This is a genomic window from Novosphingobium sp. FSW06-99 (assembly GCF_001519065.1).
Taxonomy (GTDB): domain Bacteria; phylum Pseudomonadota; class Alphaproteobacteria; order Sphingomonadales; family Sphingomonadaceae; genus Novosphingobium.
On the sequence record NZ_KQ954253.1, the window covers coordinates 385366 to 398229 of the forward strand.

Below are 12864 nucleotides of genomic sequence, written 5' to 3' on the forward strand. Positions count from 1 at the left end.
CGAAATTGCCCTGCCGGATAGCATTGGAACAGGCCTGTGAACGCTTATCAAAAACATTTTGACGCGATAACATGCATGCTGATTTCTCTTATTTGGCGCTTACGTTACATGAATAATCATTGAAGGCAATATTGATAGACCCACGCCTGCCTTTATTGAAATTAATCACACCAATGATAGATATGAACTTTAAAATATATTTGGCAATTTCTATATTTATTATCTATAATAAATTTCATATTTAATATTTTTTAATTTATAAATATTATTTTATGCGTTAAATCGCCAAATTATGATGGGCATTGAATTATTCAATTGAAAACAGCCTATCATGGCGACGCAGTTTTATAAATGAATTGCCATTATTTGTGCATTTATTAACATAAAATATTTACTGTCGAATTGAATATGAACGACCATAGTTTGATATTTTGCAAGGAGGCGGTATATGAACTTGAGATCATTTATCTCCGTTCTAGCTTGCATTAGCTTGGGAATAGCGAAGGCAGCTCATGCGGACCCAGGGACAGTAAGTGGTGGCATCATCGTTCCCGTCGTAGACCCTAATGGTAGCGATTGCATTGACGTAACAAAACAATCCGTATCCATGCTGGTATTGGACCTAAAAGCCCAAAGGTATTCGAGCTGGTTTTCGGAAACTAAGAATATAGGCGTCAAAATAGATGTCACAATGCTAGGGCCGACTGGCCCTAACCAAGGTACATTTTCATTTCCAAGAGCTCTTTCTCTGACTCCTGTCGGAAAGGGTGATGTTTTAGAAATACCAGTTCATCAATTTCCAATTCTAACCAACTATAATTTCTCAGATAATAGCGGAAATCCCTATTCTAACGTCGGTCTTGACGTCAGTTTTATAGATATAACAGGAAGCAATAGCCTATCGAGCACAATAACTTCATTGATATCTTTCACCAAGAGCTTGCCTATTCCCGCCAATCCTTATGAGCAAGGCGTACAATATTTTGGAAATTTTGTGTCTCAGCTTCAAAATTCAGAATCTGATCCAAAAAACTCTCAGGCGTTAGCAGCAGTTAATAACGACCTTTTCGCAGGCAATGGGACCTGTAAGGCAACTCAATTACATGAAGGCACTTACGCTATTTTGTATGATTTTCAATCAGGTGGTGGCCTTTTTGTTACAAGTGGAAATAGGCCGGACGGTGTCATCGATGTTTCTACAATTGCATCCGGAGTAGGCCCGATCCCCGCGGGGCAAAAACGTTATTGTTTCTATCTGACCGGTGGCTCAGTAAGTTATGCCGAACAAGGCAGTGCGGTCGATTGCTCGAAGGTTACAAACCCCCTCTCTGTATTAAACAACCCCCAGGTTGTAATTGAAACTATTGCATATGATATGCCGCAAAAAACAGTAGCTGGGCAACATATTATCCAAGTAACTCCAAGTCACTTAGAGGCGCTCTCTAATCTATCAGGCAGTGATATAAATATGATGGGCCCACAGCGCGAATTGGCGGCAATTATTAGTGCTGATATTAAAGCGGGAAAATCATTTGATTCAACAATTTTGCGTATTGGTGGATCGAATGATACCAAAAATACACATCACAACTCTTATATAGTTTCACCTGATGCGAGTCTTGCGCTCGCCAATGCTAGAGCAATCGCCCGGTGTAAAAACGTAGGTATTAATCCAAAATTGTGCGTGATAAATAAATTTACTTTCCGTAGTTGAGTTTTTGGAAAATTTATTTGTTCAAACTGCGCCTTCTATTGTAGTGAATTGAAAATTCCGGTGAAAGTTTCTGCTACATTGTTAGGTACGATTCATGTAATCGCCTGACGTTCAAAATTGCCAATCCGAATCGCGGCGCTTGGTGTGGGCACGCGTACTGAAATTTGGTTCCACCCACCCCCGGTCCGTTGCAGGTCAGTGCAGGCCGAACTTTTCCGTTTCAGGTCATCCTATGCTCAGGATTTTCTTTGAGATTATGCGAATTGCGTGATTATTGAGGTGCCGTTGAAAGGAACGGCACATGCGCAAGGCACTCAATGCGAAAGCAATCGACGCGCTGAAACCACAGGACAAGCGATATGAGGTCCACGACCTTCTATGCCCTGGCTTCAGCGTTCGCGTGTATCCGACCGGCAAGAAGGTCTTCACGGTCAAATACCGCTATGGTGTCAAACAGCGCCGCATGGATGTAGGTGTTTACCCGCGGTTGAGCCTTGCCGAAGCCCGCACTCGGGCGATCGAAGCGCGGCGTTTGGTCGATGAAGGTGTCGATCCCGCAGCAAAGCGTCGCCAGTTGGATATGCGTGTCGAGGCAATCTGCACCGAGTTCATTCGGATTTACGCACGCCCGCGCAATCGCAGTTGGCGTGAGGCCGAGCGCATTCTGCAACGCGAACTCGTGCCAGTGTTCGGCCAGCGCGACATCCGACACCTCACCCGCCCAGACATCATGTCTTTGATCGACGGCGCTGTGGAACGTGGATCAGCCTATCAGGCGAACCGCATCCATTCGCATTTGCGCAAACTGTTCAATTGGTGTGTCGAACGCGGCATCGTCGATGCTTCGCCTGTGCTGGGCCTGCGGGCACCGACACGGGAGCAAGCGCGCGACCGCGTCCTGACCGATGCCGAAATCACGGCCCTCCTGAAAGCCTGCGAGGCCGAACCATACCCATATCGGCAATTTGCTCCCCTGCTGCTGGCAACCGCGCAACGCCGGGGCGAATTGAATGAAATGCGTTGGAGCGAAATCAATCTCGACCAGAAGGAATGGGTCATTCCCAGCCACTTGTCGAAGAACGGCAAGCCCCATGCCGTGCCACTCAGCGCGTTTGCCCTGCAACTGCTGGGCGAAGTCCCGCGCTACGCTGGATGCGACATCGTGTTCACCACCAATGGCCGGGTGCCGATCAACGGATTCACAAAGGCCATACGGCGTATGCATGAGATTTCGGGGACGACCAACTGGCGGTTCCACGATCTGCGCCGTACAGCCGCCTCAGGCATGGCCCGGGCAAAGGTCGCGCCGCACATCATCGAAAAGGTCTTGAACCACATCTCGGGCACGATTTCAGGCGTGGCGGCGGTGTATAATCGCTATGGCTACGACACCGAGAAGCGCGACGCCTTGGAACAATGGGGCGAAACGCTCGCCAAACTCGCGAGACAGAATTAGATACACAGCGTGTATCATTCGTGATATCATCGCACGGAAAGGAGTTCGCGATGGATATGTCCACCGACCGCGCAGGCCGGGCGCAAGAGCTAAAGGCGGTCAATCTTCGGGTTCGCGAAGACACCCGTGCGCTAATCGATAAGGCGGCGACCATTCAGGGCCGTTCCCGAACGGACTTCATGATCGAGGCGGCGCGCCGCGCGGCTGAGGAAGCCATTTTGGACCAGCGGGTGATTATGGTCGATCAGGAAAGCTACGACCGCTTCCTGGCCGCCTTGGACCGTGCGCCGGAGAGCAATGACAAGCTGCGCAAGCTCATGCACACGAAGGCGCCATGGGATCAGTGACCGCCCTTTCTACCCCGGCGTTGCTTGCCGATCATCACAATTTGGACGAATTCCGATCAGGCGTGCCAACGCTTGATGATTGGCTGTTGCGGCGCGCTCGCCCCAATCAAATCGCAGGCGCCAGCCGTGTCTTCGTAACCTGTGCCGACAATCGGGTCGTCGGGTACTATGCGTTGGCATCCAGCGCTATTGCCTGCAGCGACGCCACCGGGCGCATGCGTCGCAACATGCCCGATCCAATTCCCGTGGTCGTGCTGGCCCGCCTTGCAGTTGACCGGGGCTATCAAGGGCGGAGCATTGGCCGTGGCTTGATGCGCGATGCAGCTTTGCGCGTCCTTGCCGCCGCCAGCGAAATCGGCATCAGGGGCTTGGTGGTGCACGCCATTTCGGAGGATGCCAAAGCGTTTTACCTCAACATGGGCATGCTACCATCGCCGACAAACGAACTGACCTTGATGATCCCGCTCGGCGATCTTGAGGCAAGCCTATGAGATATCGGAGCAAACGCGCCAACATTCGTCACCCACGCATGGAATTCTGCGGCCCGCAATTTGGTGAAAGAGGTATGGCAGCGAACTGATCATGACCGAACCAGTCGAACCGATAGAGCCCGCCTTTCCTCGCCGCGTGCTCAAGGCCATCATCGATGAAGCCAAGATCACGGACCCGGATCGACAAGCGATTTTGGCGGAACGGTTGGACTACCTTGCGGCTTATTACCGTGATGTCCTGTCTTCAATGCCCAACGAGTTCGACAGGTTTGCCCCGTTCGACGCGACGCTGACTGAGCGCGTGGACTGGCTCGACATTGAGGTTTTGAACCCGCTCAAGCGCCTGATTGACGCGCTAAGCCCGGAAAATCGGGCTTGGTTTTCCCTGTGGCCAAACGATGTCATCGATGAACTCAAGCCGGATTACGACGCTGCGCGGGCTCAGTTGGAAAACCTGCGGCAAATGGCACAAAATGTGGTCATCAATCTGGTAGTGCACCGCCGAACGGGGCTGCCATTCAACGAGTTCCTTCAGTTCCATATCGTCACGGATATTGCGAAGGTTTTGAAGGAAGTCGTCCCCGAGCTCAAGCCAAGCCGTGGCACCTACTTGAAAGAACCCAAAGGGTTCCATGGCCGCTATCCGGCCATCGTCCGAATGGTCTTCGAAGCCATCACCGGCAAGGCGGATTCCCTTGACCGGTTGATCAAGGAACTGGTCGATCAAAATCGACGCAAATGAACGTTCCAAGCGAATTTCGGGTGGCACTTTCATTTGCCACTATCGCCTTCGGCAAAAATATGTGAATAATACATTGTCATCACAAACGGAGTAATCGTGGTGACAATACTCAATAATAAAATCGTTATCGACCGAAATGGTCTGAATAAGCTCGGCATTTCGATGTCGAACTCAACGCTTCTGCGACTCGAAGCGAAGGGGCAATTCCCCCGGCGCATTCGATTTGGTGCTCACAGCGTCGCATGGCTGGCAGATGAGGTTCACGCCCACATCGCATCGCTTGCCGCAGCTCGGGAGGTCGCGTGATGATCCCATCAAAGCTGCACCCCCTCGCCAATCCCAGCAATTCAGCCGAAACGCGCAAAGCCATCATTCAGTTTCTCATGCGAGTCTGGGGTGATTATCACCCGTCAGAATACACATTTGTCGGAACAATGAATGATAACGGGCTTTGGAAAGACCATACAATCCGAGGCGATAGGAAAAATAAAATTGCGACGATATTGGAAAATTACCCCGCAGATCGGTACAATCTTTATTTTTGCCCAAATTCATTTTCCAAACAAGAACGGAAGACAATTTTTGCGAACCGCACCCGTTACGCATGGTGCGACATCGATGACAATTCAGTAGCCAACTACGACCCTCAGCCTCACATTCTATGGCAAACGTCGCCGGGTCGGCATCAAGGGCTCTGGATTTGGGACCAGGTTTATCCTGGCGATGTCGCTGAGCAGTATTCCCGCAACATCGTCACCAAAGACGGCGGCGACAGGGGGGGATGGTCGGTGACCAAAATGCTGCGTATTCCTGGCACGCGCAACCTTAAGCCTAAATATGACCGGCCTTGGGTCAAGTTGCTGTCATTCTCCGCCGCTCAGCAACGCCTTCCAACTAGTCTTGCTGAAATTCGCCCGATCGCGCCGAAGGCTGCCATCATTGGGAGTGCAGACCTGACCGGGCTCGATTCGAAGGAGATTATCCAGCGCTACAGGAAGCATTTGGAGTTGCGTGCGCGAACGCTGACAATGGCAACGCGGGCCATTTATCCAGACCGGTCCGACGCCATTTTCATAATCGTTTCAGCTTTCGTTTTGGCTGGTGCAACTGATGCAGAAATCGTCTGTGTTATCTTGGCCAACCCGCACTTCTTGGAAAAGCACGGTGACAATCAGCCAATGGCAGAGCGCGAAGTCGTGACCATCCGCGCCAAGGTGGAGGCGGGACGATGAGTCGCAATCAGAACAACAGCAAACTCCGTTTGAAGGGCGACAGCCGCCAGCGTGAGATCGCAATTTCTACGTCAGCTTGGGGGGCGAGAGGATTGTCAAAGGCGCAAGCCAAGGCCTTGGCAATTACGCTAAACGAACAAATAAATGTACCGCCACTCGGCGATGAAAAATTCACGGAAGCATTCCGCGATGCGTGGTCGCGCTTTGATGCGGAGGAGAAAGAAGAATATTTTCAAAACCTCCACGAGGTCGAAGCGAGGGAGCCTGAGTTTTTGGTAGACCCCTTTATCCCTCGCGGTGCGCTGACCATGCTCGACGGGCATCCCGGGCAGGGCAAATCAATGATCACCACCCATCTTGCCGCAGCGGTGACAAGCGGCAAGCTGTTTGCCAAACGGTATGAGGTGCCCAAAGGCAGGGTGCTATTCATGGCGCCCGAAGACGATGCCGATCGGGTATTGCGGCCTCGCTTGGAGGCGCAGGGCGCCAATCTGGCAAAAATCCGCTTTATGGCGAACTTGCACCCTATGGACGAAAAAGGCCGCGCGCTGCTGCGCAAGGAGCTTCTCGATTATCCACCGGAACTGGCAATAATCGATCCACTCCCACCGTTCATGAGTGAGGAAACGAACACATACAAGGCGACGGAAGTCCGCAGCTTCATGCAGCCATTAGCATTGTTGGCGCGCGAAATGAATATTGCAATCTTGCTGGTCCGGCATTTGCGCAAGGGAGGCTCTGCTTTTGCGATTGAAGCCGGGCAGGGTTCTATAGATTTCATCGCCGCCGTGCGATCGGGTCTGATCGTTTTTCCGCACCGCATAGACCCGAACACAAAGGTCTTTGCACACCCCAAGGCAAACTGGTCAAAGCCGGGCCCTTCTCTTACCTTCGAGATCGAGGCGCGCGAAGGCGCCTCCGTGCCGAAAATCAAATGGTTGTCAGAACTCAGTGAAACTGCCGACCAGCTTATGCAGGCGGAAGCGAAACAGAATGCCGACCAAACCGCAGCAGAAGTCATAGTCGAGCTTCTCGCAGCGGGGCCAATGAAGGCAAGTGAGGCCATGGATCACCTAAAGGGCAAAGGCTTTAGCGAGCGAACCATCGACCGTGCGAAGCCCATTGCTGGCGTCAAGGCTGCACGGGGGCCCGGCGCACTGTGGTCATTGTGAGATGCCAAAGAGCGCCAAACATTTGTATATATGTGTTTGGCGCTCTTTCGATCATCCGGCGTCAGCTTGTGTAAGCGCTTTTCGTGCCTCTTCGAGCGACTTTGACCCCGGCAACCATTGCCACGGCTGGCGCGGTTCGTGTTCCTTGCCGAGGTTCGGATATTGCTTTGTCTGTTTTGCAGCAAGGCGCAGCATCATCCGGGCCTCGCGTGGGGAAATGCCCGCCTCACGGGCGACATGCTCAAGTGTGATAAATTCCACAGCACCTGTGGCTTCGGGTTGCGGGGCGGTCGATTTGGAATTGGTCGTCGTCATATTGTCGGCTCCTTGGTTGATTGCCGACATCTCGATTAAGACGGGTTTGGAAGGTTTGTCAGGCCAAATCCTAGAAATCTTCATCAAAATCCATCAGCGGAATCGTGAAAGTCGTTTCCCCGTCGGAAAAAACATACTCGTCATCGTCGCTGCCGCTCTCGAAGGTGTAGCGATGCCCGTTTACGTCGAGGTGGATAATTTCGTCGGGTGTGTGGATCACGTCAATTGTCGCACCCGGAAACAGAGCTTGCGCGTGACTGAAAATGTGGAGGCAATCGAGTGGTTCGTCGGCGGGCATTGTGATGATCTCCTTTTTTAGACCATCAACTTCATAAGACAACGACCGGCGCCAATCAGGAAAATTCCTATAAATAATCCATTGAACTTCTGATGTTATAATAATTCATCAAAGGGATTATTGGAAATGCGTAATATACCACTGGGCAATTCTGTTATTGCCGCACAACTTGACGCCTCGGGTTTAGCAATCAAGGTAAAAGTGTTCGCACACCTCGACCGCGAGATATCCTGCAACGTAACCGAGTGGGACCTGACTTGGGGCGCCTGCGATGCTCGGTGGGATGAACTCCCCGAAAAGCGCATAGACATGTTCCATGAAATTTTGCGCCACCTCGTTGGGTGTCATGGCGCTACGCACCGTATGGTCAACGATGCCGCAATGGTCGTGCCGGAATACCGGCGCCTGCATTCAGGCCAACGATCAAGACGCCAGACCTACTGATATCAAACGAGTCCGCAAGCTGCTCATAGATCGCGGTTTGGCGAGTCTCGGGCATGTTGACTTCTGCCGCCGGGTATCCGGCGGGCACCAGACCTACCGACCGAACCCACGAGCCGTTTGCGATAATGCGACCTCGTCATCACCTCTGCCTCTTCGCCTCCGCACGCGATTATGAAGCGATTGCGGCGTTGGGATCGCAATACGCCTTCCCCGCCCATCATGCGCGCGCCCAGGTTGCCCGCCTTTTCCGGGCAGCGGCGAAGTGAATCCATGCTCTCGACTGCGTAGGTCAGCCCGTGCGCCCTGCGAGAGCCGTTTTACGGGCTGTAGTCGCAGTATTACGGACGCCTCATCCAACCTCTTTTGCGATCCAGATGCCACATAACAATATGTATCATTCCTGCGATTCGCCGTCGTTCGACCGGTTTTCTGTCACGGCCTGCAAAGGTTCCGGGGCCCGGATTGCCCGATTGGAATTTAAGCAATCCAAAGTATAGGCGCGGCGAAATAATAAAACTCTACTCAGATCGTACCACATTTGGCGTTCTTGTTGCGCGGTTGGCGGGAGCTCAAACCCCATGCTGTTTGCGAGAGGTCGGCGGTAAAGATCGAACATCGCCGTAAAGCTGGTCCCCCATGCCCGGGCAGCATTGGGCAAAGTCAACCAGAGCAGTGTTGTCATGATAAGCGGCGGGATCGCAGGTAGTCGAGCCATCCACCCCTGAGCATAAACCGCAACGATAGCTGCGTCGATCAAACTTCCCCAGAACAGAGTAATGTGGAAGTCAAGGCGTGCTCGACTGTCCTGCAAAAGCTCTTGTGCACCTTTCGGTAAAATCGCCGAAAGACGTGGCCAGAACACCACTGCGTCCATACCATAAACGATCGCCGGGTAACTCTCGAAAGCTCGATAGGTGTTGCCAAAAGGTGTCGGCAGAACGTGTTCGCGTCTTGCTGGCCACGCTGCGGCCGCCTGCGCTCCCGCCTTCGCAAGCGCAGAATCGGGCTTCGCGTCGTTGTTCTGCTTCCATGCCGCTTCGAGGCGGTCCCATTCAATTGCGACAGGTACATACAGCCTATCGTACCTGCGTCGACTCCATCCACCAAGAAGCCGGAGAGGGTTTAAGCGACCATAGCCCTCAAGAATCCTCACGAGAGGTCGATTTAGTATCAGCATCAAAAATGCGATAAGAACAGTAGAAAATACTGCTTTTCCCAGTTTTTCGAGATCAACAAGCGCAAACGGGCCGATATCGAGAACATCCAGACCGGCACCGTAGGCGAGATAGATGACGACAATCAGTACAGGAAGGACATATCCAAAAATGAACCCCCGGCCGAACAGCTTAGGGATCTCATCAAGCATCGATCAAAAGTCCATACCGCCCATACCACCCATACCGCCGCCCGGCATCGTTCCGGGCCTGCCTGGTTGGGTCGTGGGGTCGCCGTCCAGTTCCGAGATGCCGACTTCTGTAGTGATCAACAGACCAGCGACCGAGGCGGCGTCCTGCAGGGCGATGCGCACGACCTTGGTGGGGTCGATCACGCCAGCTGCTTTCAGGTTTTCGTAGACGTCGGTCGAGGCGTTGAAGCCCAGGCTTTCATCCTTCTGGTCGAGCAGCTTGCCGGCGACAACCGCGCCGTCAAAGCCCGCGTTTTCAGCAATCTGCTTCAGCGGGGTGCTGATCGCGCGACGGATGATGTCGATGCCGCGGGTCTGTGCTTCGTTGATACCCTGCAGGCCTTCGAGCGCGCGGGTGGCATAAAGCAGCGCAGTGCCGCCGCCGGGGACAATGCCTTCTTCGACGGCTGCGCGCGTGGCGTGGAGCGCGTCGTCGACGCGGTCCTTGCGTTCCTTCACTTCGACTTCCGAAGCGCCGCCGACCTTGATCACGGCAACCCCGCCGGCGAGCTTCGCCAGACGTTCCTGCAGCTTTTCACGGTCATAGTCGCTGGTGGTGGTTTCCACTTGCGCCTTGATCTGGTCGACACGGGCCTTGATGTCGTCGGCCGCACCAGCGCCATCGACAATCGTGGTGTTGTCCTTGTCGATGGTGACCTTCTTGGCCTGGCCCAGCATCGTCAGCGTGACGGTCTCGAGCTTGATGCCGAGGTCTTCCGAGATCAGTTCACCGGCGGTCAGCGTGGCGATATCGCCCAGGATCGCCTTGCGACGGTCGCCAAAGCCCGGTGCCTTGACCGCAGCGATCTTCAACCCGCCATGCAGCTTGTTGACCACCAGGGTCGCCAGCGCTTCGCCTTCAATGTCTTCGGCGATGATCAGCAGGGGATGACCCGACTGGACCACGGCTTCGAGGATCGGCAGCAGTGCCTGGAGCGAGGAAAGCTTCTTCTCGTGGATGAGAATGTAGGGGTTTTCCAGCTCGACCGTCATCTTTTCGGCGTTGGTGATGAAGTACGGCGACAGATAGCCGCGGTCGAACTGCATGCCTTCAACGACATCGAGTTCGAATTCGAGGCCCTTGGCCTCTTCCACGGTGATCACGCCTTCCTTGCCGACGCGTTCCATCGCTTCGGCGATCTTCTGGCCGACTTCGGTGTCACCGTTGGCCGAAATCACGCCAACCTGGCTGATTTCCGACGAACCGCTGACCGGGGTCGAACGCGACTTGAGATCGGCAACAACCTTGGTCACGGCCAGATCGATGCCGCGCTTCAGATCCATCGGGTTGATCCCGGCGGCAACCGAGCGCAGGCCTTCGCGAACGATCGCCTGGGCCAGCACGGTGGCGGTGGTGGTGCCGTCACCGGCCTTGTCGTTGGCCTTCGAGGCCACTTCGCGTAGCAGCTGCGCGCCGAGGTTTTCGAACTTGTCCTTCAGTTCGATTTCCTTGGCAACCGTCACACCGTCCTTGGTGATGCGCGGTGCCCCAAAGCTCTTGTCGATTACCACGTTGCGGCCCTTGGGCCCGAGTGTCACCTTCACCGCATCGGCGAGGATATTGACACCCTTGAGAATGCGTTCGCGCGCATCGCGCGAAAATTTTACGTCCTTCGCCGCCATGCGATTCGCGCCCTTGTTCACTCCGCTTGTTAAGCGTTGCAGCCGGCGCCTTATTGATCAAGAGATCATTGGGCAGTGCAGCTGATTGCCTTAGCGCCACCCAAATCTAACCTGTGGGATAATCCCAATACCGGTCAATCGTGGACGCATAAAGCAGTCCTCGGCCTATGCCATGGGTCACCTCGCCCGAGATGTCGGAATACCGCATCTTAGACCTATCTACGTTTGTTGCTGGGTCTCCGTCGGGTACCAGACAGGTCCGCAGCGCCACGAAGTCGGTCACGATATAATGCTATCGCAATCATTTCCGCCTCTTCGGCGCGTCGAACTACCGTAAGGCGGTTGCGCCCTCGGGCACGCGGCATCCCCCCCTCGCCTTTCAGACGTCGGCGCAGCTTACCGTCCCTCAATCGCGCGGCAGACAATGCGGTCATGCTCTGCACGGCGTAACTCAACCGATGGGCCTTGCGCGATGCGAAACGGCCATCGGCGTAATACAGGACTTCGCAACGCTCGGCGGTCGTCGGACATATATAATAGCAGCGGTGGCCACCCATATGTGCTGGCACGGCATCGATCGCGATGCGCTGCTTGATCGCACCACCGGGCATGTCGCCGGTCACCATCATGTCGCCACCGCGTTCAATGTCGCTGAGATCAACCCGAAGGCGCACGCTGCAAGCGCGTAGGCCGCCGATGCGCCAATACACGGTGTCGATCATGCATGTGCCGGGTGTGACAACGCCTAGGCGGCGCAACAGACGAATGTCGAGTGCCGGAACATCTTCGACATTGCCTATGCGCGTTGTCCGTTTTGCCCCTGATCCGATGCCACCCATGCCCGCCTCCGTTTTGGGTTCACCGTGATCATACACCAGCCAAGGTTTGATCTCAGGGCCGCTCTTCGGACGTTGTTATGTCGCTGCCAAACAAGGTTTTCTGCGAAATTCTGTGGCTTGGGGCAGGTTTCCTGTTGAGTGGAGAGTCCGACTATCTCATATAGAGATCGGAGCCGCCACGCACGGCTCTGGGGCGTAGTAACCCCTTACTGAGCGGTTGGGTCACCTGATGTGGCCCGAACATCCTTGACCTATGGTCGGGGAGCCTGTGGCGTATGCAACAGGTTCACCCGAACTAGAGGCCACAGGGACCGGCTCAGTACGGTTTACTAACTCCCCGATCACCAGGTCTTGGTGTGAAGTCGAAGCGGGGGCGCACCGCCTTCGACCTCTCCGGGGAAAGTCAGAAAATGCAGCGTCTAGCAGGAGCCGCCATTGCGGCGTTACTTCTCACCATATCTTCAACATCGGCTAAGCCAACGGACGGGTGGTACATTCGAGGCGTTGAGGAAACTGCAATTGAATCAAAGGTAATGGATCTACAGATTATGGTTCCCCATACAGGCGTCCATGTGACCTTGAGAAAGCCGTTGAATCAAACAAAGACCTTGATTTGCGGAGTTCTTCGACCGCGATCAAACCCCGCAATTGATGTATATTTTAGCGCTTTAGTTGAAATTTCTGAGGTTGTTAAATTTGATGTCGACAATGATGAGGCGGGCAAGATTTATCAGTTCTGCAGAAAAATCGACATGAGTATGCCGTAATTATTCATAAAAATTTCTA

Annotated in this window: 15 protein-coding genes; 10 read left to right on the forward strand and 5 right to left on the reverse strand. The window is 53.8% G+C overall.

Going from position 1 to position 12864, the window contains the following annotated elements; translation table 11 throughout:
* Positions 1-448 precede the first annotated feature (448 nt).
* From AQZ49_RS22175 to AQZ49_RS06560, 8 genes are all read left to right on the forward strand, one after another.
* Positions 449-1714 carry a hypothetical protein gene (locus AQZ49_RS22175; RefSeq protein ID WP_156428170.1) on the forward strand — a complete coding sequence of 422 codons (1266 nt, stop codon included), beginning with the start codon at positions 449-451 and terminating at the stop codon, positions 1712-1714.
* A gap of 301 nt (positions 1715-2015) precedes the next feature.
* Positions 2016-3170 carry a tyrosine-type recombinase/integrase gene (locus AQZ49_RS06530; RefSeq protein WP_067614121.1) on the forward strand — a complete coding sequence of 385 codons (1155 nt, stop codon included), beginning with the start codon at positions 2016-2018 and terminating at the stop codon, positions 3168-3170.
* Positions 3171-3220: 50 nt separating this feature from the next.
* Positions 3221-3517: a type II toxin-antitoxin system TacA family antitoxin gene (locus tag AQZ49_RS06535; RefSeq protein ID WP_082701596.1), complete on the forward strand. Its 297-nt coding sequence runs from the start codon at positions 3221-3223 to the stop codon at positions 3515-3517.
* Positions 3505-4008, forward strand: coding sequence for a GNAT family N-acetyltransferase (locus AQZ49_RS06540; protein ID WP_067614123.1), 504 nt, complete (start codon positions 3505-3507; stop codon positions 4006-4008). Before AQZ49_RS06535 ends, AQZ49_RS06540 begins: the two co-directional genes overlap by 13 nt.
* A 91-nt stretch (positions 4009-4099) precedes the next feature.
* Positions 4100-4750 carry a hypothetical protein gene (locus AQZ49_RS06545; RefSeq protein WP_067614125.1) on the forward strand — a complete coding sequence of 217 codons (651 nt, stop codon included), beginning with the start codon at positions 4100-4102 and terminating at the stop codon, positions 4748-4750.
* A 96-nt stretch (positions 4751-4846) separates the two neighbouring features.
* A complete protein-coding gene (locus AQZ49_RS21715; protein ID WP_231738959.1) occupies positions 4847-5056 on the forward strand; it encodes a helix-turn-helix transcriptional regulator in 210 nt (69 codons plus the stop codon).
* Positions 5056-5982 (forward strand): DNA-primase RepB domain-containing protein, encoded by a 927-nt coding sequence (locus AQZ49_RS21720; protein ID WP_082701598.1) that lies wholly within the window; start codon positions 5056-5058, stop codon positions 5980-5982. Before AQZ49_RS21715 ends, AQZ49_RS21720 begins: the two co-directional genes overlap by 1 nt.
* Positions 5979-7154 carry an AAA family ATPase gene (locus AQZ49_RS06560; protein WP_082701599.1) on the forward strand — a complete coding sequence of 392 codons (1176 nt, stop codon included), beginning with the start codon at positions 5979-5981 and terminating at the stop codon, positions 7152-7154. Before AQZ49_RS21720 ends, AQZ49_RS06560 begins: the two co-directional genes overlap by 4 nt.
* Positions 7155-7205: 51 nt before the next feature.
* On the opposite strand, the gene AQZ49_RS21725 is transcribed toward AQZ49_RS06560, so the two are convergent.
* A complete protein-coding gene (locus AQZ49_RS21725) occupies positions 7206-7469 on the reverse strand; it encodes a hypothetical protein (RefSeq protein ID WP_231738962.1) in 264 nt (87 codons plus the stop codon).
* 70 nt (positions 7470-7539) lie between these two features.
* A complete protein-coding gene (locus AQZ49_RS06565; RefSeq protein WP_067614133.1) occupies positions 7540-7767 on the reverse strand; it encodes a hypothetical protein in 228 nt (75 codons plus the stop codon).
* A 126-nt stretch (positions 7768-7893) separates the two neighbouring features.
* Between AQZ49_RS06565 and AQZ49_RS22180 the strand changes: the two genes are divergently transcribed.
* The gene (locus AQZ49_RS22180; RefSeq protein WP_156428171.1) at positions 7894-8211 is read left to right on the forward strand and encodes a hypothetical protein; all 318 of its coding nucleotides are present in this window, start codon (positions 7894-7896) and stop codon (positions 8209-8211) included.
* A gap of 394 nt (positions 8212-8605) precedes the next feature.
* On the opposite strand, the gene AQZ49_RS06575 is transcribed toward AQZ49_RS22180, so the two are convergent.
* The 3 genes from AQZ49_RS06575 to AQZ49_RS22185 form a co-directional block, all read right to left on the reverse strand.
* On the reverse strand, positions 8606-9577 hold the full coding sequence (locus tag AQZ49_RS06575; protein WP_067614137.1) for a hypothetical protein: 972 nt from the start codon (positions 9575-9577) through the stop codon (positions 8606-8608).
* Positions 9578-9580: 3 nt separating this feature from the next.
* The gene (groL, locus tag AQZ49_RS06580) at positions 9581-11239 is read right to left on the reverse strand and encodes a chaperonin GroEL (RefSeq protein ID WP_067614313.1); all 1659 of its coding nucleotides are present in this window, start codon (positions 11237-11239) and stop codon (positions 9581-9583) included.
* A gap of 215 nt (positions 11240-11454) precedes the next feature.
* The gene (locus AQZ49_RS22185; protein WP_231738965.1) at positions 11455-12078 is read right to left on the reverse strand and encodes a hypothetical protein; all 624 of its coding nucleotides are present in this window, start codon (positions 12076-12078) and stop codon (positions 11455-11457) included.
* Positions 12079-12434: 356 nt separating this feature from the next.
* Between AQZ49_RS22185 and AQZ49_RS22190 the strand changes: the two genes are divergently transcribed.
* Entirely contained in the window at positions 12435-12845 is a 411-nt protein-coding gene (locus AQZ49_RS22190) for a hypothetical protein (protein WP_156428173.1), read from the forward strand.
* Positions 12846-12864: the final 19 nt, after the last annotated feature.